The organism is Pantoea sp. Cy-639, from assembly GCF_011752525.1.
GTDB lineage: Bacteria > Pseudomonadota > Gammaproteobacteria > Pseudomonadales > Pseudomonadaceae > Aquipseudomonas.
Map to the genome: position 1 here is coordinate 92,038 of NZ_VWXI01000011.1, position 24,237 is coordinate 116,274.

At 61.8% G+C, this 24,237-nt stretch carries 22 protein-coding genes; 19 read left to right on the top strand and 3 right to left on the bottom strand.

The genetic code is table 11. The features are described from left to right. Window positions 1-162: 162 nt before the first annotated feature. From F3J43_RS14980 to F3J43_RS14995, 4 genes are all read left to right on the top strand, one after another. Window positions 163-1,605 carry an aminotransferase-like domain-containing protein gene (locus F3J43_RS14980; RefSeq protein WP_166887795.1) on the top strand — a complete coding sequence of 481 codons (1,443 nt, stop codon included), beginning with the start codon at window positions 163-165 and terminating at the stop codon, window positions 1,603-1,605. A gap of 61 nt (window positions 1,606-1,666) precedes the next feature. Further along, window positions 1,667-2,137, top strand: coding sequence for a hypothetical protein (locus F3J43_RS14985; protein WP_166887798.1), 471 nt, complete (start codon window positions 1,667-1,669; stop codon window positions 2,135-2,137). Window positions 2,138-2,244: 107 nt separating this feature from the next. Next, window positions 2,245-2,499, top strand: a complete 255-nt coding sequence (locus F3J43_RS14990) for a YkgJ family cysteine cluster protein (RefSeq protein ID WP_166887801.1) — start codon at window positions 2,245-2,247, stop codon at window positions 2,497-2,499. Window positions 2,500-2,532: 33 nt separating this feature from the next. Next, on the top strand, window positions 2,533-3,138 hold the full coding sequence (locus tag F3J43_RS14995) for an START domain-containing protein (protein ID WP_166887804.1): 606 nt from the start codon (window positions 2,533-2,535) through the stop codon (window positions 3,136-3,138). 102 nt (window positions 3,139-3,240) lie between these two features. Here the strand turns inward: F3J43_RS14995 and gltA are convergent, their stop codons facing one another. Next, window positions 3,241-4,530, bottom strand: coding sequence for a citrate synthase (gene gltA / locus F3J43_RS15000; protein ID WP_166887807.1), 1,290 nt, complete (start codon window positions 4,528-4,530; stop codon window positions 3,241-3,243). Window positions 4,531-4,882: 352 nt separating this feature from the next. Here gltA and sdhC point away from each other — a divergent pair, with 352 nt between their 5' ends. From sdhC to F3J43_RS15055, 11 genes are all read left to right on the top strand, one after another. Further along, complete coding sequence (gene sdhC / locus F3J43_RS15005) at window positions 4,883-5,269, top strand: succinate dehydrogenase, cytochrome b556 subunit (protein ID WP_353618236.1); 387 nt, start codon at window positions 4,883-4,885, stop codon at window positions 5,267-5,269. Beyond that, window positions 5,263-5,631, top strand: a complete 369-nt coding sequence (sdhD, locus tag F3J43_RS15010) for a succinate dehydrogenase, hydrophobic membrane anchor protein (RefSeq protein WP_166887810.1) — start codon at window positions 5,263-5,265, stop codon at window positions 5,629-5,631. Before sdhC ends, sdhD begins: the two co-directional genes overlap by 7 nt. Window positions 5,632-5,634: 3 nt before the next feature. Further along, the gene (sdhA, locus tag F3J43_RS15015; RefSeq protein ID WP_166887813.1) at window positions 5,635-7,407 is read left to right on the top strand and encodes a succinate dehydrogenase flavoprotein subunit; all 1,773 of its coding nucleotides are present in this window, start codon (window positions 5,635-5,637) and stop codon (window positions 7,405-7,407) included. Window positions 7,408-7,418: 11 nt separating this feature from the next. Continuing rightward, window positions 7,419-8,123: a succinate dehydrogenase iron-sulfur subunit gene (locus F3J43_RS15020; protein WP_043211423.1), complete on the top strand. Its 705-nt coding sequence runs from the start codon at window positions 7,419-7,421 to the stop codon at window positions 8,121-8,123. Between the two features lie 245 nt (window positions 8,124-8,368). After that, window positions 8,369-11,200: a 2-oxoglutarate dehydrogenase E1 component gene (locus F3J43_RS15025; protein ID WP_166887818.1), complete on the top strand. Its 2,832-nt coding sequence runs from the start codon at window positions 8,369-8,371 to the stop codon at window positions 11,198-11,200. A gap of 39 nt (window positions 11,201-11,239) precedes the next feature. Beyond that, window positions 11,240-12,469, top strand: coding sequence for a 2-oxoglutarate dehydrogenase complex dihydrolipoyllysine-residue succinyltransferase (odhB, locus tag F3J43_RS15030; protein WP_502706612.1), 1,230 nt, complete (start codon window positions 11,240-11,242; stop codon window positions 12,467-12,469). 95 nt (window positions 12,470-12,564) lie between these two features. After that, window positions 12,565-14,001 (top strand): dihydrolipoyl dehydrogenase, encoded by a 1,437-nt coding sequence (gene lpdA / locus F3J43_RS15035; protein WP_166887825.1) that lies wholly within the window; start codon window positions 12,565-12,567, stop codon window positions 13,999-14,001. Window positions 14,002-14,173: 172 nt separating this feature from the next. Next, entirely contained in the window at window positions 14,174-15,340 is a 1,167-nt protein-coding gene (sucC, locus tag F3J43_RS15040) for an ADP-forming succinate--CoA ligase subunit beta (RefSeq protein ID WP_029612068.1), read from the top strand. Beyond that, the gene (gene sucD, locus F3J43_RS15045) at window positions 15,340-16,224 is read left to right on the top strand and encodes a succinate--CoA ligase subunit alpha (protein WP_166887827.1); all 885 of its coding nucleotides are present in this window, start codon (window positions 15,340-15,342) and stop codon (window positions 16,222-16,224) included. The genes sucC and sucD overlap by 1 nt, the downstream gene beginning before the upstream one ends. Window positions 16,225-16,625: 401 nt before the next feature. Further along, window positions 16,626-17,939 carry a branched-chain amino acid transport system II carrier protein gene (brnQ, locus tag F3J43_RS15050; RefSeq protein WP_166887829.1) on the top strand — a complete coding sequence of 438 codons (1,314 nt, stop codon included), beginning with the start codon at window positions 16,626-16,628 and terminating at the stop codon, window positions 17,937-17,939. Between the two features lie 228 nt (window positions 17,940-18,167). Continuing rightward, window positions 18,168-18,917, top strand: coding sequence for a DUF599 domain-containing protein (locus F3J43_RS15055; protein WP_166887831.1), 750 nt, complete (start codon window positions 18,168-18,170; stop codon window positions 18,915-18,917). Between the two features lie 81 nt (window positions 18,918-18,998). Here the strand turns inward: F3J43_RS15055 and F3J43_RS15060 are convergent, their stop codons facing one another. Beyond that, a complete protein-coding gene (locus tag F3J43_RS15060) occupies window positions 18,999-19,283 on the bottom strand; it encodes a hypothetical protein (RefSeq protein ID WP_134693145.1) in 285 nt (94 codons plus the stop codon). Between the two features lie 138 nt (window positions 19,284-19,421). On the opposite strand from F3J43_RS15060, the gene F3J43_RS15065 reads away from it, so the two are divergent. The 4 genes from F3J43_RS15065 (at window position 19,422) to F3J43_RS15080 (ending at window position 23,238) form a co-directional block, all read left to right on the top strand. Continuing rightward, window positions 19,422-19,898, top strand: coding sequence for a PaaI family thioesterase (locus tag F3J43_RS15065; protein ID WP_166887833.1), 477 nt, complete (start codon window positions 19,422-19,424; stop codon window positions 19,896-19,898). After that, window positions 19,895-20,353, top strand: a complete 459-nt coding sequence (locus F3J43_RS15070; protein ID WP_166887835.1) for a PaaI family thioesterase — start codon at window positions 19,895-19,897, stop codon at window positions 20,351-20,353. Before F3J43_RS15065 ends, F3J43_RS15070 begins: the two co-directional genes overlap by 4 nt. Window positions 20,354-20,447: 94 nt before the next feature. Further along, complete coding sequence (htpG, locus tag F3J43_RS15075; protein WP_166887838.1) at window positions 20,448-22,355, top strand: molecular chaperone HtpG; 1,908 nt, start codon at window positions 20,448-20,450, stop codon at window positions 22,353-22,355. A gap of 157 nt (window positions 22,356-22,512) precedes the next feature. After that, a complete protein-coding gene (locus tag F3J43_RS15080; RefSeq protein ID WP_166887839.1) occupies window positions 22,513-23,238 on the top strand; it encodes a dienelactone hydrolase family protein in 726 nt (241 codons plus the stop codon). A 68-nt stretch (window positions 23,239-23,306) separates the two neighbouring features. Here F3J43_RS15080 and F3J43_RS15085 read toward each other — a convergent pair whose 3' ends face one another. Continuing rightward, complete coding sequence (locus F3J43_RS15085; RefSeq protein WP_166887842.1) at window positions 23,307-24,170, bottom strand: pirin family protein; 864 nt, start codon at window positions 24,168-24,170, stop codon at window positions 23,307-23,309. Between the last annotated feature and the right edge of the window lie 67 nt (window positions 24,171-24,237).

Here is a 24,237-nt window from a genome sequence, read left to right on the forward strand (position 1 = left end):
TCGTCGCGCGTTGACGTTGTTGTTCACCGTTTCGCTGTCACGCCACTGTATTGTTGACTATCCTGCGATCTGTCCCAGTACACTTTGCAACTGTTACGGTATTCTGGCTCCGCAGTGAGCCGCACAAGAACAACGATCCCGTCCGCGTTTCGAGACCACGCCATGACCAACCTGCTGCTGTATCAGCGTATCGCCCAGCAACTGGCCGACGATATCCGTCGTGGCGTCTATCAGCCGGGGGAGCGGGTGCCGTCGGTGCGCAAGATGAGCGCCCAGCTCAATGTCAGTCATGCCACTGTCCTGCAGGCCTACGCCAATCTCGAGGACCAGGGTCTGATTCGTGCCCGTCCGCAGTCGGGCTACTACGTGCACCAGACCCCGGCGCTGACCGCGCAGACCCCGGATATCGCCCGGGTCGAGCGACCAGGCCTGGTGACGCGGGCCAGCATCATCCAGCAAGTGCTGGTCGAGGCGCGGCGTGACGGGGTGTTTCCGTTCGGTGCGGCGGTGCCGCACGTCGACTACCTGCCGGTGCGCGCGTTGCACCAGCAGTTGGCCAAGGTTACTCGCTTCCATAGTCCGCGCGCCTTCAGCTACATGTTCAGCCCCGGGTTCGAGCCACTGCGCCGGCAGATCGCCATTCGCATGCGTGATGCCGGGGTGCTGGTCGATCCGCGCGAAGTCATCGTCACCCATGGCTGCGTCGATGCCCTGCAGATGGCGTTGCGGGTGCTGACCCGTCCGGGGGACTTGATCGCCGCCGAGTCGCCGACCTATTACGGGTTGCTGCAACTGGCCGATCTGCTGGGGTTGAAGGTGATCGAAATTCCCAGTGATCCTGCCACCGGCATCAGTCTCGAGGCTCTGCAACTGGCGGCCAACCAGTGGCCGATCAAGGCGCTGGTGCTGACTGCGAGACTGAGCAATCCATTGGGTGGCACCATCCCGGAGGAGCGGCAGAAGCAGCTCCTGCGCCTGGCATCGGACTTCGATATCCAGATCGTCGAGGACGACATCTATGGCGAGCTGATGTTCGAGCAGGGGCGGACCAAGGCGCTCAAGGCCTTCGACCGGCTGGACCGGGTGATCTACTGCTCGAGCTTCTCCAAGACCCTGTCGCCAGGGGTGCGGGTCGGCTGGATGATCGCTGGTCGCTACCAGGACGAGATCCAGCGATTGCAGACCTTCACCACCCATTCGGCGTGCAGCGTGACCCAGATGGGGGTGGCCGCGTACCTGGAGAACGGTGGCTATGATCGTCACCTGCGCTTCATTCGCCAGGAATACCGCAAGAACCTCAGCGCCTACCAACTGGCGGTGCAGCAGCACTTTCCCGAGGGTACCCAAATGACGCGGCCGACCGGTGGGTTCATCCTGTGGGTCAGCCTGCCGGGACGGATCAACACTCAGGAGTTGCATGTGCGGGCATTGCAGCAGGGCATCAGCATTGCGCCGGGGCTGATCTTCAGCAATACCGAACAATTCAACCACTGTATCCGGCTCAACTGTGGCATTCCCTGGAACAAGGAGGCCGAACGGGCGGTGGTGACGCTTGGCTTGTTGGCGCGGCAATTGTGCCGGGAGTCGACAGTCTCACTTTTGTAGGCTTGTCAGATGAGCGGGGAACAGGGAGCATACGCGTTTTTCCAGCTTGTTCCCGGTACTTATGAAAGCGCTTCGACCACTTGTCCTTCTGTTCTGCCTCGCCGTGCCCTGTCTCCAGGGTGTGATGGCCCAGGCTGCGGAGCCAGCGGCCAAGGCGCAGGGCGGGACAACCAAGGCGCCAGCAAAAGCGTCCGGCAAGCCGGCCACCAAGCCGGTCGCCAAGCCTGCGTCCAAATCCAAGCCTCGCGCGAAGCCGGTCAGCAAGGCGGTCGCGCAACCGCTGCCCAAGGCCAGGCTGGATCTCAGCCTGCCCAGCGACATGGTGCGTGAACTCAAGCCCCAGGTCGGTGGCGCTGCGCCGGCTGCGCGCAAACCGTTATTGCCGGCGATGTTCTCGGACAAGCCTGAAGCCGATGACAGTCCTTTTCAGCTCAATGGCCGGCTGATCAGCAACGAAATGCAGCTGCAGTTGCGCAACGATAGTCGCAAGGAAGTAGAGGGCGCGGCCATCGAGTTTCAATTCCGCAACTGACTGCCGGGTCACGGGTGAAATCATCCTCCTGGCAATTTCAAACGTATGTTTGGGCGGTTAGTATCCAGGGACGTTCGTCCCGTTTTGCTCCTGGGAGTCCTGTTGTCATGAAATGCCGCGAGGGCTGTGGTGCCTGCTGCATCGCCCCGTCCATTAGTTCGCCGATTCCTGGCATGCCTCATGGCAAGCCGGCTGGCGAACGCTGCCTGCATCTGAATGTCGAAAACCTTTGCGCGCTGTTCGGCAGGCCCGAACGGCCGCAGGTGTGTGGTGGCTTCAAGGCAGAGGCGGAGATTTGCGGCAACGATCGTGACGACGCCATCCGTATCATCGGATGGCTGGAGCAGATGACGGCGGCGTGACAGGTTGGATCTTCGACAACAAGGAACAAGATGATGAGATCGATCAAGCGTATTGCTCTGTTGTGTGGCATGGGTGTGGTGCTGGCCCCGGCAGCCTGGGCCGAGAACTGGCAGGTGGCCAAGGACGAGGAGGGCATCAAGGTTTCCCTCAGCGAGGTGGCGGGCTCCAAGTACAAGGCCTACCGAGGCGTGACCGTGATCAAGGCGCCGCTGGCCAAGGTCAAGGCGCTACAGGAAGATGTGGCAGGCGCTTGTGCCTGGATCCATGAGTGCAAGACCCAGAAGCTGCTCAAGGCCGAAGGCGACCAGAGCTGGACCTATACCCAGTTCAATACGCCGTGGCCGGTGACCGCGCGTGATTCGATCCTGCATGTGACCACGGTGCAGGACGCCGATGGCAGTGTCACCCGCAAGCTCAAGGAGGAGCCGACCTACCTGCCGGAAGAGAAGGGGTTCGTCCGGGTTGCCCAGGTGGATGGTTTCTGGAAGCTGGTGCCCAAGGGCGACAGTACCGAAGTGACCTACCAGGTGCACACCGAGCCGGGCGGCAGTGTGCCGTCGTGGCTGGCCAACAAGTTCGTGGTGGATGCGCCGTTCAATACCCTCAAGGGGTTGCGCGAGAAAGCCGAGAAACCTTGATCGGCATGGGGTGGTCCTGTCGTGGGCTTGCCCTGCGACAAGGTTGCCACAGAAACGAAAAAGGCTGCCCGAGGGCAGCCTTTTCGCGTTGGGCCCGAAGGCTTACTTGCGGTCTTTCAGGTCAACGATGTCGCGCTGCTCGTGACCGGTGTACAACTGGCGCGGACGACCGATCTTGTACGGGCCGGAGAGCATTTCCTTCCAGTGCGAGATCCAGCCCACGGTACGTGCCAGGGCGAAGATCACGGTGAACATGCTGGTCGGGATGCCGATGGCCTTGAGGATGATGCCCGAGTAGAAGTCGACGTTCGGGTACAGCGAGCGCTCGATGAAGTACGGATCGGTGAGGGCGATCTCTTCCAGGCGCATGGCCAGTTCCAGCTGCGGATCGTTCTTGATGCCCAGCTCGCCCAGCACTTCGTCGCAGGTCTTCTTCATCACGGTGGCGCGCGGGTCGCGGTTCTTGTAGACGCGGTGACCGAAGCCCATCAGCTTGAACGGATCGTTCTTGTCCTTGGCCTTGGCGATGTACTTGTCGATGTTCGAGACATCGCCGATTTCATCGAGCATGGTCAGGACGGCTTCGTTCGCACCGCCGTGGGCCGGGCCCCACAGGGCGGCGATGCCGGCGGCGATACAGGCGAACGGGTTGGCGCCCGAGGAGCCCGCCAGGCGTACGGTGGAGGTGGAGGCGTTCTGCTCGTGGTCGGCGTGGAGGATGAAGATCCGGTCCATCGCCTTGGCCAGCACCGGGCTGATCGGTTTGATCTCGCACGGGGTGTTGAACATCATGTGCAGGAAGTTTTCCGCGTACGACAGGTCGTTGCGCGGGTACATCATGGGCTGGCCCATGGAGTACTTGTAGACCATCGCGGCCAGGGTCGGCATTTTCGCGACCAGGCGCACTGCGGAGATTTCGCGGTGCTGCGGGTTATTGATGTCCAGCGAGTCGTGATAGAACGCCGACAGGGCACCGACCACGCCGCACATCACCGCCATCGGGTGAGCGTCGCGGCGGAAGCCGTTGAAGAAGGACTTCAGCTGCTCGTGAACCATGGTGTGGTTCTTCACGGTGCTGACGAACTGGGCCTTCTGCTCGGCATTCGGCAGTTCGCCGTTGAGCAGCAGGTAGCAGGTTTCCAGGTAGTCCGATTTCTCGGCGAGTTGTTCGATCGGGTAGCCGCGGTGCAGCAGGATGCCCTTGTCGCCGTCGATGTAGGTGATCTTGGATTCGCACGAGGCGGTTGCCATGAAACCAGGGTCGAAGGTGAAGTGACCGGATGCCCCCAGCCCGCGGACGTCGATAACATCGGGACCAACGGTGCCGGTTAAAATGGGCAGCTCGACGGGGGCATTGCCCTCGATGACCAACTGCGCTTTTTTGTCAGCCATGTGGCCTCCTATTAATGCTTGAAATCATCAGACAGACCCCCCACGCAGGGCCCGCACCACTATAGAGGGATAAAATCGAATGTCAATTTGCCTAAAGGCTGGTTGAAACGCCCTCTGATGCCTGATTTTTCGCGAAATTCCCGCCCATTTACGCCTTTTGTTCACTAAAGGCAATGCGCTATTCGGGCTAGCCCCTTGCGTTGTCATGAGCAGCCTAACTGTCTATACTCGACAGCCGACTCCCAGAGGCTTTCAAGCCTGTCCTGCTGGGTGTCGTCGCTCTCCTGGGTGGTGGGTACCTGACCAGTACACTTACCAACAACTTTGCCCTGTTAGCTAGGGGCTCTTCAGTGTGAAAAAAGCCGTGAAAAGCCAACGACCTGTAAACCTAGACCTAAGGACCATCAAGCTTCCTGTCACTGCGTACACGTCCATTCTTCACCGTATCTCCGGCGTCATCCTGTTCTTCGGCATTGCCATCATGCTTTATGCACTGGGCAAATCGCTGGGTTCCGAGGAAGGCTTTGCCGAGGTGAAGGCGTGTCTGACCAGCCCGCTGGCCAAGTTCGTGACCTGGGGCCTGCTGTCCGGCCTGCTGTATCACCTCGTGGCAGGTGTGCGTCACCTGATCATGGACATGGGTATCGGTGAGACGCTGGAAGGCGGCAAGCTGGGCTCGAAAATCGTGATTGTCATCTCCGTGGTGCTGATCGTTCTGGCAGGAGTTTGGGTATGGTAACTAATGTCACGAACCTGTCGCGTTCGGGCCTCTATGACTGGATGGCACAGCGCGTCTCGGCGGTCGTTCTCGCGGCTTACTTCATTTTCCTGATCGGCTACGTCGCCGCCCACCCGGGTATCGACTACGCCCAGTGGCACGCCCTGTTCTCCAACAGCGCGATGCGAATCTTCAGTCTCCTGGCCCTCGTTGCCCTCGGCGCTCACGCCTGGGTCGGCATGTGGACCATCACCACCGACTACCTGACGCCGATGGCGTTCGGCAAGTCGGCGACTGCGATTCGTTTCCTGTCCCAAGCGGTATGCGGCGTCATCATGTTCGCCTACTTCGTCTGGGGTGTGCAGATTCTCTGGGGTATCTGATTCATGGCTAACATTCCAACGATTTCCTTCGACGCCATCATCATCGGTGGCGGCGGCGCCGGCATGCGCGCAGCGCTGCAGCTGGCTCAGGGCGGCCACAAGACCGCCGTGGTCACCAAGGTGTTCCCGACCCGTTCGCACACCGTTTCCGCCCAGGGTGGCATCACCTGTGCCATCGCTTCGGCCGACCCGAACGATGACTGGCGCTGGCACATGTACGATACCGTCAAGGGTTCCGACTACATCGGTGACCAGGACGCTATCGAATACATGTGTCAGGAAGGTCCGGCCGCGGTCTTCGAGCTGGACCACATGGGCCTGCCGTTCTCCCGTACCGAAACCGGTCGCATCTACCAGCGTCCGTTCGGCGGTCAGTCCAAGGACTTCGGCAAGGGTGGCCAGGCTGCCCGTACCTGCGCCGCTTCCGACCGTACCGGTCACGCGCTGCTGCACACCCTGTACCAGGGCAACCTGAAGGCAGGTACCACCTTCCTCAACGAGTACTACGCCGTTGACCTGGTGAAGAACCAGGACGGCGCCTTCGTCGGTGTGATCGCGATCTGCATCGAAACCGGCGAGACCATGTACATCAAGTCCAAGGCCACCGTGCTGGCCACTGGCGGTGCCGGCCGTATCTACGCCTCCACCACCAACGCCCTGATCAATACCGGCGACGGTATCGGCATGGCCCTGCGTGCCGGCGTGCCGGTGCAGGACATCGAGATGTGGCAGTTCCACCCGACCGGCATCGCCGGTGCCGGAGTACTGGTCACCGAGGGTTGCCGCGGTGAGGGTGGCTACCTGATCAACGCCCACGGCGAGCGCTTCATGGAGCGTTACGCGCCGAACGCGAAAGACCTGGCCGGCCGCGACGTGGTCGCCCGTTCCATGGTCAAGGAAATCATCGCCGGCAACGGCGTGGGCCCGAACAAGGACCACGTACTGCTGAAGCTGGACCACCTGGGCGAGGAAGTGCTGCACAGCCGCCTGCCAGGTATCTGCGAGCTGTCCAAGACCTTCGCCCACGTCGACCCTGTGGTCGCGCCGGTGCCGGTCATCCCGACCTGCCACTACATGATGGGCGGCGTTGCCACCAACATTCATGGCCAGGCCATCACCATGGACGCCGAAGGCAAGGATCACATCATCCCGGGTCTGTTCGCCGTGGGTGAAGTGGCATGCGTATCGGTGCACGGTGCCAACCGCCTGGGTGGCAACTCGCTGCTCGACCTGGTGGTCTTCGGTCGCGCCGCCGGCCTGCACCTGGAGAAGGCGCTGAGCGATGGCGTCGAGTACCGCGATGCCAGCGACACCGATGTCGATGTTGCCCTGAACCGCCTGAACAAGCTCAACGAGCGCACCACTGGCGAAGACGTCGCCAGCCTCAAGCGCGAGCTGCAGAGCTGCATGCAGAACTACTTCGGTGTGTTCCGTACCGGCGAATACATGCAGAAGGGTATCGAGCAACTGGCCGGCCTGCGTGACCGCATCGCCAACGTCAAGATCAACGACAAGTCCCAGGCCTTCAACACCGCGCGTATCGAAGCGCTGGAGCTGCAGAACCTGCTGGAAGTCGCCGAAGCCACCGCCATTGCGGCAGAGGCCCGTAAAGAGTCCCGCGGCGCTCACGCCCGTGAAGACTTCGAAGACCGTGACGACGAAAACTGGCTGTGCCACACCCTGTACTACCCGGGTGAGAAGCGCGTCGCCAAGCGTGGCGTCAACTTTGCGCCGAAGACAGTTCCTGCCTTCGAACCAAAAGTCCGGACTTACTAAGGGTGGCCGCTATGTTGCAAGTCGAAGTTTATCGTTACAACCCGGACACCGATTCTGCGCCGAAGATGCAGACCTTCCAGGTCGACACTGGCGGCAAGGATCTGATGGTCCTGGACGTGCTGGCGCTGATCAAGGAGCAGGACGAAGGTTTTTCCTACCGTCGTTCCTGCCGTGAAGGCGTCTGCGGTTCCGATGGCATGAACATCAACGGCAAGAACGGCCTGGCGTGCATCACGCCGCTGTCCTCCGTGGTCAAGGGCAACAAGCTGGTCCTGCGCCCGCTGCCTGGCCTGCCGGTCATTCGTGACCTGGTTGTCGACATGAGCATCTTCTACAAGCAGTACGAGAAGGTGAAGCCGTTCCTGCAGAACGACACTCCGGCGCCGGCCATCGAACGCCTGCAGTCGCCGGAAGATCGCGACAAGCTGGACGGTCTGTACGAGTGCATCCTGTGCGCCTGCTGCTCGACGTCCTGCCCATCGTTCTGGTGGAACCCGGACAAGTTCCTGGGCCCGGCCGCGCTGCTGCAAGCCTATCGCTTCCTGGCCGACAGCCGTGACACCAAGACTCAGGAGCGCCTGGCGTCCCTGGATGACCCGTTCAGCGTATTCCGCTGCCGCGGGATCATGAACTGCGTGAACGTGTGCCCGAAGGGTCTGAACCCGACCAAGGCAATCGGTCACGTACGTAACATGCTGCTGCAAAGCGGCACCTGATACAAAGTGTTGTACCTGCAGTAAGCCGAGGTGCGGGTGGTGAGCCCGCACTGAGGTAAAACCCGAGCAAGGGCCCACAAAGCCCGCGCTCATTACCTATGAAGATATGAGACCAGCAGGGGCTTCCGGGCTGGTACCCGGAAAATCAGCAGGATCCAGGTGGCGTGGTTCAGTCGCTGTTTTCGGACTTTTCCAGGTTTGCTGTGGCTCTCGCCGATCAGTCCCCTAATCGAGGGTGACCAAGCATGCAAGAAAGCGTGATGCAGCGCATGTGGGATAGCGCCCACCTTTCAGGTGGTAACGCTGCATATGTGGAAGAGCTTTATGAGCTCTACCTGCACGACCCTAACGCTGTGCCAGAAGAGTGGCGCACCTACTTCCAGAAGTTGCCCGCCGACGGCAGCACCGCTACCGATGTATCGCACTCGACAATCCGCGACCATTTCGTACTGCTGGCAAAGAACCAGCGCCGCGCCCAACCGGTATCCGCCGGGAGCGTGAGCAGTGAACACGAGAAGAAGCAGGTTGAAGTTCTGCGACTGATCCAGGCCTATCGTATGCGCGGCCATCAGGCTGCCAAGCTCGACCCGTTGGGGTTGTGGCAGCGTCCCGCGCCCGTAGACCTGTCGATCAATCACTACGGCTTGACCAATGCCGATCTTGATACGACCTTCCGTGCCGGCGACCTGTTCATCGGCAAAGAGGAAGCGAGCCTACGCGAAATTTTCGAAGCGCTCGAGAAGACATATTGTCGCACCATTGGCGCCGAGTTCACCCACATCGTCGATTCCGAGCAGCGCAGCTGGTTCCAGCAGCGTCTGGAAAGCGTACGTGGCCGTCCGGAATTCTCCGCCGACGTGCAGACCCACCTGCTCGAGCGCGTCACGGCCGGTGAGGGCCTGGAGAAGTACCTGGGCACCAAGTACCCGGGCACCAAGCGCTTCGGCCTGGAAGGCGGCGAAAGCCTGATCCCGATGCTGGACGAGATGATCCAGCGCTCCGGTTCCTACGGCACCAAGGAAGTCGTGATCGGCATGGCCCACCGTGGCCGCCTGAACGTGCTCGTCAACACCTTCGGCAAGAACCCGCGCGAGCTGTTCGACGAGTTCGAAGGCAAGAAGATGAACGAGCTTGGCTCCGGTGACGTGAAGTATCACCAGGGCTTCTCCTCGAACGTGATGACCCCGGGTGGCGAAGTGCACCTGGCCATGGCGTTCAACCCCTCCCACCTGGAAATCGTCTCGCCGGTGGTGGAAGGTTCGGTGCGCGCCCGTCAGGACCGTCGCAACGACACCGTGGGTGACAAGGTTCTGCCGATCTCGATCCACGGCGACGCTGCGTTCGCCGGCCAGGGCGTGGTCATGGAAACCTTCCAGATGTCGCAGACCCGCGGTTTCAAGACCGGCGGCACCGTGCACATCGTGATCAACAACCAGGTTGGCTTCACCATCAGCAACCCGCTGGACGCGCGCTCCACCGAGTACGCCACCGACGTTGCCAAGATGATCCAGGCGCCGATCCTGCACGTGAACGGCGATGATCCAGAGGCGGTGCTGTTCGTCACCCAGCTGGCCATCGACTACCGCATGCAGTTCAAGCGTGACGTGGTCATCGACCTGGTCTGCTACCGTCGTCGCGGCCACAACGAGGCCGACGAGCCGAACGGCACCCAGCCTTTGATGTACCAGCAGATCAGCAAGCAGCGCACCACCCGTGAGCTGTACGCCGATGCGCTGATCCAGGCCGGTCGCATCGATGCCGAGCGCGCCCAGGCCAAGATCGACGAGTACCGCAACGCGCTGGACAACGGCCTGCACGTGGTCAAGAGCCTGGTCAAGGAGCCGAATCGCGAGCTGTTCGTCGACTGGCGCCCGTACCTGGGTCACGCCTGGACCGCGCGTCACGACACCCGCTTCGACCTCAAGACCTTGCAGGAACTGTCGGCCAAGCTGCTGGAACTGCCAGAAGGCTTCGTCGTCCAGCGCCAGGTCGCGAAGATCTACGAAGACCGCCAGAAGATGCAGGCCGGTGGCTTGCCGATCAACTGGGGTTACGCGGAGACCATGGCCTACGCCACGCTGCAGTTCGAAGGTCACCCGATCCGCATGACCGGCCAGGACATCGGCCGTGGCACCTTCTCGCACCGTCACGCGGTGCTGCACAACCAGAAGGACGCCAGCACCTACGTACCGCTGAAGAACCTGTTCCCGGGCCAGCCGCGCTTCGATCTGTACGACTCCTTCCTCTCGGAAGAGGCCGTACTGGCCTTCGAATACGGCTACTCGACCACCACGCCGAACGCGCTGGTGATCTGGGAAGCCCAGTTCGGCGACTTCGCCAACGGTGCGCAAGTGGTGATCGACCAGTTCATCACCAGTGGCGAGCACAAGTGGGGCCGTTTGTGCGGTCTGACCATGCTGCTGCCGCACGGTTATGAAGGTCAGGGGCCGGAGCACTCCTCCGCGCGTCTGGAGCGCTACCTGCAACTGTGCGCCGAGCACAACATCCAGGTCTGCGTACCGACCACCCCGGCACAGATCTACCACCTGCTGCGTCGCCAGGTCATCCGTCCGCTGCGCAAGCCGCTGATCGTGCTGACGCCGAAGTCGCTGCTGCGCCACAAGCTGGCCATCTCGACCCTGGAAGACCTGGCCGATGGCTCGTTCCAGACCGTGATCCCGGAAATCGACGCGATCGATCCGGCCAAGGTCGAGCGCCTGGTCCTGTGCGGTGGCAAGGTCTACTACGACCTGCTGGAAAAACGCCGTGCCGAAGGCCGCGAAGACATCGCCATCGTGCGTATCGAGCAGCTGTATCCGTTCCCCGAGGACGACCTGGTCGAGATCCTGGCGCCTTACACCAACCTCAAGCATGCGGTCTGGTGTCAGGAAGAGCCGATGAACCAGGGCGCCTGGTACAGCAGCCAGCACCACATGCGCCGTATCCTGGGCCGCCACAACAAGGCACTGGTCCTGGAATACGCCGGCCGCGACGCTTCCGCCGCGCCAGCCTGTGGTTACGCATCGAAGCACGCCGAACAGCAGGAAAAACTGCTGCAAGACGCCTTCACTGTCTAACGCCTTCGCGCACCTGAAACCGAATTTAAGGAAACACTGATAATGGCTATCGAGATCAAAGCCCCAACCTTCCCGGAATCGGTCGCCGACGGCACCGTTGCCACCTGGCACAAGCAACCGGGCGACGCTGTCAAGCGTGACGAGCTGATCGTCGACATCGAAACCGACAAAGTCGTCCTGGAAGTCCTGGCCACCGCCGATGGCGTGCTGGGCGCCATCGTCAAGGGCGAGGGCGACACCGTCCTGTCCGACGAAGTCCTGGGCTCGATCGTTGAAGGTGGCGCCGCCGCCGCCGCCGCCGCCCCGGCTGCGGCCCCGGCCGCTGCTACTCCGGCTGCCGCTGCTGCCGACGCCGGCGAAGACGACCCGGTTGCCGCCCCGGCCGCGCGCAAGCTGGCTGAAGAGAACGGCATCGACCTGGCTACCGTTGCCGGTACCGGCAAGGGCGGTCGCATCACCAAGGAAGACGTCGTCGCTGCCGTCGCCAACAAGAAGTCGGCCCCGGCCCCGGCTGCCAAGCCTGCCGCCGCAGCTGCCGCTGCCCCGGTTGTCGTTGCCGCTGGCGACCGCACCGAGAAGCGCGTGCCGATGACCCGCCTGCGCGCCAAAATTGCCGAGCGTCTGGTCGAAGCCCAGTCGAACATGGCCATGCTGACCACCTTCAACGAAGTCGACATGACTGAAGTCATGGCCCTGCGTTCGAAGTACAAGGACCTGTTCGAGAAGACCCACAATGGCGTGCGCCTGGGCTTCATGTCGTTCTTCGTCAAGGCGGCCACCGAGGCGCTGAAGCGCTTCCCGGCGGTCAACGCCTCGATCGACGGCAACGACATCGTCTACCACGGTTATGCCGACGTCGGCGTCGCTGTTTCCAGCGACCGTGGCCTGGTGGTTCCGGTGCTGCGCAATGCCGAATCGATGTCGCTGGCCGAGATCGAGAACGGCATCGCCACCTTCGGCAAGAAGGCCCGTGACGGCAAGCTGGCCATCGAAGAGATGACCGGCGGTACCTTCACCATCACCAACGGTGGTACTTTCGGCTCGATGATGTCGACCCCGATCGTCAACCCGCCGCAGGCCGCGATCCTGGGCATGCACAACATCATCCAGCGCCCGATGGCCATCAATGGCCAAGTGGTGATCCGTCCGATGATGTACCTGGCGCTGTCCTACGACCACCGCCTGATCGACGGCAAGGAAGCGGTAACCTTCCTGGTGACCATCAAGAACCTGCTGGAAGATCCGTCCCGCCTGCTGCTGGACATCTAACGCTCAACTGCGAGCTGCAAGCGGCAGGCTTCGGATAGAAGCCTGCCGGTCTTGCGGCTCGCAGCTTGCCGCTTGAAGCTAAAAAGGAATCTTTTATGACCCAGAAATTCGACGTAGTGGTGATTGGTGCAGGTCCTGGCGGCTATGTGGCTGCCATCAAGGCTGCCCAGCTTGGTCTGAAGACTGCCTGTATCGAGAAATACACCGACGCCGAGGGCAAGCTGGCCCTGGGCGGCACCTGCCTGAACGTAGGTTGCATTCCTTCCAAGGCGCTGCTGGACAGCTCCTGGAAGTACAAGGAAGCCAAGGAGAGCTTCAACGTCCACGGCATCTCCACCGGTGAAGTGAAGATGGATGTCGCCGCGATGGTTGGCCGCAAGGCTGGCATCGTCAAGAACCTGACCGGTGGCGTCGCCACCCTGTTCAAGGCCAATGGCGTCACTTCGATCCAGGGCCACGGCAAGCTGCTGGCTGGCAAGAAGGTCGAGGTCACCAAGGCTGACGGCACCACCGAAATCATCGAAGCCGAGAACGTGATCCTGGCCTCCGGCTCGCGTCCGATCGACATTCCGCCGGCGCCGGTCGACCAGAAAGTCATCGTCGACTCCACCGGTGCCCTGGAGTTCCAGGCCGTTCCGAAGCGCCTGGGCGTCATCGGTGCAGGTGTCATCGGCCTGGAACTGGGTTCGGTCTGGGCGCGCCTGGGTGCTGAAGTCACCGTCCTGGAAGCCCTGGACACCTTCCTGATGGCTGCCGACACCGCGGTGTCGAAAGAAGCCCAGAAGACCCTGACCAAGCAAGGCCTGGACATCAAGCTGGGTGCGCGCGTCACCGGCTCGAAAGTCAACGGCGACGAAGTCGAAGTGACCTACACCAACGCCGAAGGCGAGCAGAAGATCGTCTTCGACAAGCTGATCGTCGCGGTCGGCCGCCGTCCGGTGACCACCGACCTGCTGGCCGCCGACAGCGGTGTGACCATCGACGAGCGTGGCTACATCTTCGTCGACGATCACTGCGCCACCAGCGTGCCGGGCGTCTACGCCATCGGTGACGTGGTGCGCGGCATGATGCTGGCGCACAAGGCCTCGGAAGAGGGCATCATGGTCGTCGAGCGCATCAAGGGCCACAAGGCCCAGATGAACTACGACCTGATCCCGTCGGTCATCTACACCCACCCGGAAATCGCGTGGGTCGGCAAGACCGAACAGGCGTTGAAAGCCGAAGGCGTTGAGGTTAACGTGGGCACCTTCCCGTTCGCGGCCAGCGGCCGTGCGATGGCGGCCAACGACACCGGTGGTTTCGTCAAGGTCATCGCCGATGCCAAGACCGACCGCGTGCTGGGCGTTCACGTGATCGGCCCATCGGCTGCCGAACTGGTGCAGCAGGGCGCGATCGCAATGGAATTCGGCACCAGTGCCGAGGACCTGGGCATGATGGTCTTCAGCCATCCAACCCTGTCCGAAGCGCTGCATGAAGCAGCGCTGGCGGTGAATGGCGGTGCCATTCACGTCGCCAACCGTAAGAAGCGTTAATTATAAGAAACCACGGCGGGCTGCCCGTCGTGGGTCTTGCGTGCAAGACTCACCGCGGAACGTCCGCCGGACCGGATCACATGGGATAACCCGGGGTCAACGGTCACAGGTGGTGCGGCGCCAGTGATGGCGCAGCGCCGAAGCGCAGTACCTAACGAAGACGGTAAAAAGCATGAATCTTCACGAGTATCAGGGTAAGCAGCTGTTCGCTGAATACGGCCTGCCAGTTTCCAAGGGTTTCGCTGTCGATACCCCTGAGCAAGCGGCAGAAGCCTGCGACAAGATCGGCGGTTCCGAGTGGGTCGTCAAAGCCCAGGTTCACGCTGGTGGTCGCGGCAAGGCGGGCGGCGTCAAGCTGGTTCGCAGCAAGGAAGACGCCAAGGCGTTCGCTGCACAGTGGCTGGGCAAGAATCTGGTGACCTACCAGACCGATGCCAATGGCCAGCCAGTTTCCAAGATCCTGGTCGAATCCTGCACTGACATCGCCAAAGAGCTGTACCTGGGCGCTGTAGTCGATCGTTCGAGCCGTCGCATCGTGTTCATGGCCTCCACCGAAGGTGGCGTGGACATCGAGAAAGTCGCTCACGACACTCCTGAGAAGATCCTCAAGGCCACCATCGATCCGCTGGTCGGCGCTCAGCCGTTCCAGGGTCGTGAACTGGCGTTCCAGCTGGGCCTGGAAGGCAAGCAGGTGCAACAGTTTGCCAAGATCTTCGTAGGCCTGGCCAAGCTGTTCAAGGATCACGATCTGGCCCTGCTGGAAGTGAACCCGCTGGTGATCAAGGCCGATGGCGATCTGCACTGCCTCGATGCCAAGATCAACATCGACGCCAACGCCATGTACCGTCAGCCAAAGCTGAAGACCTTCCACGACCCGTCTCAGGACGACGCCCGTGAAGCCCACGCTGCCAAGTTCGAACTGAACTATGTCGCCCTCGAAGGCAACATCGGCTGCATGGTCAACGGTGCCGGCCTGGCCATGGGTACCATGGACATCGTCAACCTGCACGGCGGCAAGCCGGCCAACTTCCTCGACGTTGGCGGTGGTGCTACCAAAGAGCGCGTTACCGAAGCGTTCAAGATCATTCTGTCCGACAGCAATGTCGCGGCCGTTCTGGTCAACATCTTCGGCGGCATCGTTCGCTGCGACATGATTGCCGAAGGCATCATCGGTGCTGTGAAAGAAGTCGGCGTCAAGGTTCCGGTCGTCGTTCGCCTCGAAGGCAACAACGCCGAACTGGGCGCTAAAGTACTGGCAGAAAGCGGTTTGAACATAATTGCGGCAACCAGCCTGACCGACGCTGCTCAACAAGTTGTCAAAGCTGCGGAGGGCAAGTAATGAGCGTCCTGATCAATAAAGACACCAAAGTCATCTGCCAGGGCTTCACCGGCTCGCAGGGTACTTTCCACTCCGAACAAGCCATTGCCTATGGCACCAAGATGGTCGGCGGCGTTACCCCAGGCAAGGGTGGTACCACCCACCTGGGCCTGCCAGTGTTCAACACCGTCAAGGAAGCGGTAGAAGCTACCGGCGCTGACGCTTCGGTGATCTACGTTCCGGCTCCGTTCTGCAAGGACTCGATCCTTGAAGCTGCCTTTGGCGGCATCAAGCTGATCGTCTGCATCACCGAGGGTATTCCTACCCTCGACATGCTGGACGCCAAGGTCAAGTGCGACGAGCTCGGCGTTACCCTGATCGGCCCTAACTGCCCAGGCGTCATCACCCCGGGCGAGTGCAAGATCGGCATCATGCCGGGTCACATCCACTTGCCGGGCAAGGTCGGTATCGTGTCGCGTTCCGGCACCCTGACCTACGAAGCCGTCAAGCAGACCACCGACGCCGGCTTCGGCCAGTCGACCTGCGTCGGCATCGGCGGTGACCCGATCCCGGGCTCCAACTTCATCGATATCCTGAAGCTGTTCCAGGAAGACCCGCAGACCGAAGCGATCGTCATGATCGGCGAAATCGGCGGTTCGGCTGAAGAAGAAGCCGCGGCCTACATCAAGGCCAACGTGACCAAGCCTGTCGTTTCCTACATCGCCGGTGTGACTGCACCTGCGGGCAAGCGCATGGGCCACGCTGGCGCCATCATCTCGGGTGGCAAGGGTACTGCGGACGAGAAGTTCGCCGCCCTGCAGGACGCTGGTGTGAAAACCGTGCGTTCGCTGGCTGACATCGGCAAGGCCCTGGCCGAGCTGACCGGCTGGGAAATGAAGAAGTAAGCAACACGTAAGACCCCCCACGCGCACAAAGGCCACCTTCGGGTGGCCTTTGTCGTTTCCATGGCAGTGCACGGCCTCGTGCCGGCGCCGGCAAGGCCAGCTCCTACAGAAATTTCGATCACCTCAATCAGAATTTTCAACCAGACATCTGCGCAAATGAGCAATAAATTGTCGTCCAACACATTCAACCAGACGACAAACACATACGCACATCGGACAAGCAGCACTGTGCCAGTGCGTTTGTCAGACAAAACAGGTACCCTACGCGTTCACTCTGTGCCCGTACCCCAAAAGGGAACGACACGCTAAACGGGTCTGGCTCACCAAGCCGGGCAGCATTTCCCTTAATCCTGTGGGAAATCCCCTCCGACTCCCGATTCAGCAGTGTGGTATTTCCTTAAATGAAAGTGTTAAAAGGCCAGGATATCCTGGCGCTTGGCTTTATGACGTTCGCGCTGTTCGTCGGCGCCGGCAATATCATCTTCCCGCCCATCGTCGGCCTGCAGTCCGGTCCACACGTGTGGATGGCGGCGCTTGGCTTCCTGGTCACCGCAGTCGGCCTGCCGGTCATCACCGTGGTCGCCCTGGCCAAGGTCGGCGGCGGCATGGACGCCCTGAGCAGCCCGATCGGCAAGTTCTTCGGCGGCCTGCTGGCGGCGGTGTGCTACCTCTCGGTCGGCCCGCTGTTCGCCACTCCGCGTACCGCGACCGTGTCGTTCGAAGTGGGCGTTGCGCCACTGACCGGCGAAAGCCCGACCGCGCTGTTCATCTATAGCCTGGTGTATTTCCTGGTAGTGTTGGCGGTGTCGATGTATCCGGGCAAGCTGCTCGATACCGTCGGCCGCTTCCTCGCCCCGCTGAAGATCATCGCCCTGGCCGTGCTGGGTATCGCGGCCTTCGCGCTTCCTGCCGGCACCATCGGCGAAGCGCAGCCGGCCTATGCCGCTGCCGCGTTTTCCAAGGGCTTCGCCGACGGCTACCTGACCATGGACACCCTGGGCGCGCTGGTCTTCGGCATCGTCATCGTCAATGCCATCCGCTCGCGCGGTGTCGAGTCGCCAAAGCTGATCACCCGCTATGCCATCATTGCCGGCCTGATCGCAGGTGTCGGCCTGGCTCTGGTCTATGTCAGCCTGTTCCGCCTGGGCGCCGGCAGCCATGACATTGCCGCGGACGCCACCAACGGCGCCGCGGTCCTGCATGCCTACGTGCAGCACACCTTCGGTTCGCTCGGCAGTGGCTTCCTCGCCGTGCTGATCGCCCTGGCGTGCCTGGTCACCGCGGTAGGCCTGACCTGTGCCTGCGCAGAGTACTTCAGCCAGATCCTGCCGCTGTCGTACCGCACCCTGGTGGTGATCCTGGCCGGTTTCTCGCTGGTGATCTCCAACCTGGGTCTGACCAAGCTGATCATGTTCTCGATCCCGGTGCTGACCGCCATCTATCCGCCGTGCATCGTGGTGGTGGGCCTGAGCTTCGTGAAGGAGCTGTGGAACTCGCCGACCCGCATTCTGGCGCCAGTGATGCTGGTCTCGCTGCTGTTCGGCGTAGTCGATGCAGTCAAGGGCAGCGACATCGCTCATGTGCTGCCAGACTTCATGGCCCACTTGCCGCTGAGTGATCAGGGGCTGGCCTGGCTGGTGCCTTCGGTCATCACCCTGGCCCTGGCCGTGGCGTGCGACCGCATGCTCGGCAAGCCGCGCGAGGCGTTGGCCTGACAGGTTGAAACCCAGGGGCGGGCGCCGGCCACAAGCCGAAAGGCGCTCGCCGAAGGTGGATATCGAAACCCCGCTTCCTGCAAAGGAGCGGGGTTTTTTGTGGCTGTGCCGACGCGCTATCGCGGGACCAGCCCGCTCCCACGCCAGGCGCTGCAGCGAATCCGGGCGTGTCTTTTCCCGAGCCCGGGCGTCGAAAGCTGGTCTGTCTCTGTTTCATGGGATTCCCGCATGAGCTTCATTCAAAGCAACCTGGGTAACCTCCTGGCAGCCTGCTGGTTCGCCATCTGCTGGGGTGGCTATACCCGCTATGCCATCTGGAAAGGGCGTGACACCGCATGCCTGGCCAGCGTCCTGCATCTCTATCGCGAGGACTGGATGCGCCGCATGTTGTTGCGCGACAACCGTATCGCCGACGCCAGCGTGATTGGCAACCTCGAGCGCAACGCCTCGTTCTTTGCCTCCAGCACCCTGATCATCCTCGCGGGTATCCTCACCGTGCTCGGCGCATCGGATCGGGCGTTGTCGCTGCTGGCCGACCTGCCATTGGTGCAGCAGGCCTCCCAGGGCATGTCGGAAATAAAGTTGTTGTGCCTGGCGATGGTGTTCGTCTATGCCTTCTTTACCTTCAGCTGGTGCATGCGCCAATACAACTTCGCCGCCGTATTGGTGGGGTCGGCGCCCATGATTGGCGAGCGCCTGGTCAATGAGCTCGAGCGCAAGGCCTTTGCCTCGCGGGCGGCGCGGGTACTGTCGCTGGCCGCCAACCAGTTCAACCTCGGCCTGCGCTCGTATTATTTCGGCATGGCGATGTTGAGCTGGTTCATCAGCCCGTGGCTGTTCATGGGCATGAGTGTGGGCGTGGTATTTATCTTGTATCGCCGCGAGTTTCATTCCAGGGTGCTGGAAGTGATGGTGTTCACCCCGACGGAAAGTGCCTCTGCGGAGGCGGGCAAGGATACTTCGGAGTTTGCAGGCTGAAGCCTTTCAGCCTTTTGGTATTGCAAGTTCCAGCTATAAAAAAACCCGACATTGTCGGGTTTTTTTATAGCTGCTGCGCGATTACTGCTTGGCAGGCTCGGCAGGGGTAGCAGGCGCGGTTTCTGGCGCTGGAGTAGCCGGAGCGGCTTCCTCTGCGGCTTTCTGCTGCGCTTCGGCCTGATCTTTGGCAGCTTCGGCGTTTTCCTTGGCGGCGTCGTTCAACTTATCCTGAGCTTCGCCCATCTTTTCCTGGGCCTGCTCGGCGTGTTGCTGTGCGTCCTGGGCCTTGTCTTCGCTCGCTTTATCGCAAGCAGCCAGACCCATGGCAGCGGCCAGCATCAGAGCAAAAGCAAAAGGTTTACGCATGGGGGTGTCTCTCCTTGGTGGAATAACTTTTCTTGGTCCTTCGAGTTCGCCGCTGGCGAATAAGTTCCACAAAGGTTACAGATATATAACTGTCCGGGCTATATGGACTTTCCAACGATTTCATGCAGTGACGGATCAATGAGCGACAATTCCTTGAAGGCCATGGCCGAGCGTTTTCTCTCGGCCCTCAGACATTGCCAGGTATTGAACATGCGCGTGCATCAGGCCGATGCCGAAGGCATGACCCTGGTCCTGCCCTGGTCGCCGCTGATCGTCGGCAACCCGCAGAACGGCGCGATCCACGGTGGTGCCCTGACCACGTTGATGGATACCACCTGTGGCATGGCTACACTCTGTGCGCTGCCTGACTTCGAGGTGTGTCCCACGCTGGACCTGCGTATCGACTACATGCACCCGGCCGAGGCCGGCAAGGATATCTACGGTCATGCCCTGTGCTACCGGGTGACTCGCGATGTGATCTTTACCCGAGGCATGGCCTATCAGGATGATCCCACGCAGCCGATCTGCCAGGTGGTTGGCACCTTCATGCGCCTCGGCCAGGAGGTCAAGGGCGGCCTGCGTTTCGGTCGCGGCCTTAAGGAGACGCGCCCATGATTCCGGCCGATATTCGCCAGCAACTGAACGAGGCCCATGCCCGCGGTGACTACCAGCCGTTGCTGGCGCTGATTCCCTATGCCGGCCTGATCGGTATCGTCTGCGAGCGCCAGGGCGACGACCTGCTGTTCCGCCTGCCGGCCAATCCGGACAACATCGGCAATCCATTGCTGCCGGCGATCCATGGTGGGGTCATCGCCGGCTTCATGGAGCTGTCGGCGGCGCTGTACCTGCTGATCTACAGCGAAAGCGCGAGCATTCCGAAGATCATCGACTTTTCCATCGATTACCTGCGCGCCGGGCATTTTCGCGACACCTTCGCCCAGTGCCGCCTGTGGCGTCAGGGCAGGCGGGTGACCAACGTCGCCATCACCGCCTGGCAGGGCGATCGCGACTCGCCTATCGCCACGGCGCGCGCGCATTTCAAGATTGAGCCGGAAAAGCCCTTGAAATAGTCGGGCATGCCCCCATCTGTTGGACATCCGCCAGCAAAAGCAGGCCATGACGGCCGCCAGGCGCCACAACCAACAGATTGGAGTTTTGAAGACCATGAGTGTGGAGACTCAAAAAGAAACCCTGGGCTTCCAGACCGAGGTGAAGCAACTGCTGCACCTCATGATCCATTCCCTGTATTCGAACAAGGAGATCTTCCTTCGCGAGCTGATCTCCAACGCCTCCGACGCTGCCGACAAGCTGCGCTTCGAGGCCCTGGCCAAGCCTGAGCTGCTCGAGGGCGACGCCGACCTGAAGATCCGCGTCAGCTTCGACAAGGCCGCCAACACGGTCACCCTCGAAGACAACGGTATCGGCATGAGCCGCGAAGACGTCATCGCGCACCTGGGCACCATCGCCAAGTCCGGCACCGCCGACTTCATGAAGCACCTCACCGGCGACCAGAAGAAGGACTCGCACCTGATCGGTCAGTTCGGCGTGGGCTTCTATTCCGCGTTCATCGTCGCCGACAAGGTCGATGTGTTCAGCCGTCGCGCCGGCCTGCCGGCCGCCGAGGGCGTGCACTGGTCGTCGAAGGGCGAGGGCGAGTTCGATGTCGCCACCCTCGACAAGCCGCAGCGCGGCACCCGTATCGTCCTGCACCTGAAATCGGGCGAGGATGAATTCGCCGATGGCTGGCGCCTGCGCAATATCGTCAAGAAGTACTCCGATCACATCGCCCTGCCAATCGAGCTGCCCAAGGAGCAGGCTGCCGCCGCCGAAGGCGAGGAACAGCCGGAGCAGGAGTGGGAAACCGTCAACCGTGCCAGTGCCCTGTGGACTCGTCCGCGCACCGAGGTCAAGGACGAGGAGTACCAGGAGTTCTACAAGCACATCGGTCACGACTTCGAGAACCCGCTGGCCTGGAGCCACAACAAGGTCGAAGGCAAGCTCGAGTACAGCTCGCTGCTTTACGTGCCGGCCCGTGCACCGTTCGACCTGTACCAGCGCGAAGCGCCACGCGGGCTGAAGCTGTACGTGCAGCGTGTGTTCATCATGGACCAGGCCGAGTCGTTCCTGCCGCTGTACCTGCGCTTCATCAAGGGTGTGGTCGACTCCAACGACCTGTCGCTGAACGTCTCGCGCGAGATCCTGCAGAAGGATCCGGTCATCGATTCGATGAAGACGGCGCTGACCAAGCGCGTGCTGGACATGCTGGAGAAACTGGCGAAGAACGAGCCTGAGCAGTACAAGGGCTTCTGGAAGAACTTCGGCCAGGTGATGAAGGAAGGCCCGGCCGAAGACTTCGCCAACAAGGAGAAGATCGCCGGCCTGCTGCGCTTCGCCTCGACCCACGACGACAGCGGCGAGCAGAGTGTCTCCCTGGCCGACTACCTGGCCCGAGCCAAGGAAGGCCAGGACAAGATCTACTACCTGACCGGCGAATCCTATGCCCAGGTCAAGAACAGCCCGCACCTGGAGGTCTTCCGCAAGAAAGGCATCGAAGTGCTGCTGTTGACCGACCGTATCGACGAGTGGCTGATGAGCTACCTCAACGAGTTCGATGGCAAGGCCTTCGTCGACGTTGCCCGTGGCGACCTGGACCTGGGCAAGCTGGACTCCGAAGAGGACAAGAAGGCCCAGGAAGAAGTCGCCAAGGACAAGGAAGGCCTGGTCGAGCGCCTGAAAGGTGCCCTGGGTGACAGCGTCGCCGAGGTGCGTGTCTCGCACCGCCTGACCGACTCGCCGGCGATCCTCGCCATCGGCGAGCAGGACCTGGGCCTGCAGATGCGCCAGATCCTCGAGGCCAGTGGGCAGAAGGTGCCGGACTCCAAGCCGATCTTCGAGTTCAACCCGACCCACCCGCTGATCGAGAAGCTCGATGGCGAGCAGAGCGAGGATCGCTTCGCCGAGCTGTCGCACATCCTGTTCGACCAGGCGGCCCTGGCGGCTGGTGACAGCCTGAAGGACCCGGCGGCCTATGTCCGTCGCCTGAACAAGCTGCTGGTCGAGCTGTCTGCCTGACCCGATGCAAAAAAAGCCCGCTTCGGCGGGCTTTTTCATGTCTGCGCACGGCTGATCTGTGGGTGGGCTTGTCCCGCGAAGCCGCTTTCGCCGGGCAAGCCCGCACCCACGAATGCATCTATCCTGTGCAGACCCGTGAAAGCCCAAGGAGAGCTGAATGAGCAAGGTCATCGTCGAGTCGCTGGTCTATCACCTGTCAGGCAAGGCCTATGAAAGTCGCCTGGTCTATACCCCCGGCGCGCTGCCGCAGCCGGGCCTGGTGATGGCGCCGAACTGGATGGGTATCGGCGAGGGCGCCGAGCGCATCGCCAAGGAAGTGGCGGAGCAGGGGTACGTGGTGTTGATCGCCGACCTGTATGGTCAGTCGGTGCGGCCGTCCAATGCCGACGAGGCAGGTGCGGCGATGATGCCGCTGAAGAATGATCGCGCTGAGCTGCGCAAGCGCATGCAGGAAGTGCTGGCGCAGTTGGTGGGGCAATCGAAGGCGCTGCTCGAGCCGGGCAAGGTCGCGGCGTTCGGTTTCTGTTTCGGTGGTTGCTGCGCGCTGGAGCTGGCCCGTACCGGTGCCGACCTCAAGGCCGCCGTGTCGTTCCACGGTACCCTGGACACGCCGGATCCGGCAGATGGCAAACGCATCAAGGGCTCGGTACTGGTGCTGCATGGCGCATCGGACCCGTTGGTGCCCAAGGAGCAGTTGCCGGCGTTCGAAGCGGAAATGAACGCGGCCAAGGTCGATTGGCAACTGCTCAGCTATGGTGGGGCGGTGCATTCGTTCACCGATCCGAATGCCAACGTGCCGGGCAAGATGCAGTATGACCGGCGCACCTCGGAGCGGGCGTTCAAGGCCATGCACAACCTGTTGGCGGAAGTCTTCAGGCGCTGAGCGGGCCCTGTCTCGGGTCAAGCCCGTTCCCACTAGGGTCTGTGGGATCGGGCTTGACCCGTGCAGATCTATCGGGGCAACTCGATCCGTGTGTGTTCACCTGGCACCGCAGGCCAATCCCCGGCCGCCCAGCGCGCCCGCGCCTGTTCGATCAAGGCCGGGTCGCTGGCCACGAAATTCCAGTTCATCCGCCGTGGCCCATCCAGCGGCGCGCCGCCAATCAGCATCAGCTGGCATGCCTGCTCGGCGTACAACACCACGTCTTCACCTTCTGGCAGCACTACCAGGCTGCAAGGCTCTACGGCATCGCTGTCTAGCAGCAGTTCGCCTTCCAGCAGATACAGCGCCCGCTGAGCATGCTCCGCCGGCACTGTCAGCGTGGTCGCCGCCTGCATCTGCACATGGGCGTAGAGCGTAGGGGAGAGCACCGGTACCGGCGATGCCAGGCAAAAGCCCGTGCCCGCGATCAGGCAGATGCGCACGCCCAGGCTGTCGCTGACCGGCAGGCTCGCCGCAGGATGATGGCTATAGCTCGCCGGGCCCTGTTCATCGGCCTGTGGCGAGGCCAGCCAGACCTGCAGGCCATGCAGGCGCGAGCCTTCTTCGAACACCTGGGCCGGGGTGCGCTCGACATGGGCGACGCCCGCGCCAGCGGTCATCCAGCTGACGTCGCCTGGTAGCACGCGCTGGTCCGAGCCGAGGCTGTCCTTGTGCTGGATCTGGCCTTCGAACAGGTAGGTGAGGGTCGACAGCCCGATATGCGGGTGCTGGCGAATGTCCACGCCGCTGCCGGGGGCATAGTCGGTCTCCAGCATATGGTCGAAGAACACGAATGGGCCGACGCTTCGGCACTGGGCTGAAGGCAGTGGGCGCAGGATTGGCTGGCCTTCGACCGATTCGGCGCGAGGGCGGATGACCAGTGGGCTGCTCATGGGGTGGCTCCAGGCGGATGGCGTGCGCTCAGCATAACGGTTCCCGCGGCATGACTGAAACCTTGCC